Below are 290 nucleotides of genomic sequence, written 5' to 3' on the forward strand. Positions count from 1 at the left end.
AGTTTCTTTGGAGCATTGTTTTATCTGTTCATGAAATTTACAAAGATTTATTTACGTGGATTTTTGAGCAGATACTAGACCTTTCACATTTAGCTTTAACTGGTATGGACTCATATTTTGATACCTTAGATATAACTTCTTATCTATCAGGTATACCCACTGGCTTACAGTGGATTATGTCATCTAATGGCGTTCCACAAGCGCTTACAATGATGATGACCGCTGTAACTATTCGCATATTACTTCAACTTATACCATTTACTAGACTAGGGAGCTAATCATGATAAACG

General features: G+C 34.8%; 1 protein-coding gene. It reads left to right on the forward strand.

The window, feature by feature from the left end; all coding sequences use genetic code 11:
- Positions 1 to 278, forward strand: a 278-nt coding sequence (locus CWB66_RS22005; protein WP_138587034.1) for a DUF2523 family protein, incomplete at its 5' end; no start/stop codon positions are given.
- Positions 279 to 290: the final 12 nt, after the last annotated feature.

Origin of the sequence: Pseudoalteromonas sp. S558, assembly GCF_005886635.1 — a bacterium.
Taxonomy (GTDB): Bacteria; Pseudomonadota; Gammaproteobacteria; order Enterobacterales; family Alteromonadaceae; genus Pseudoalteromonas; species Pseudoalteromonas aliena.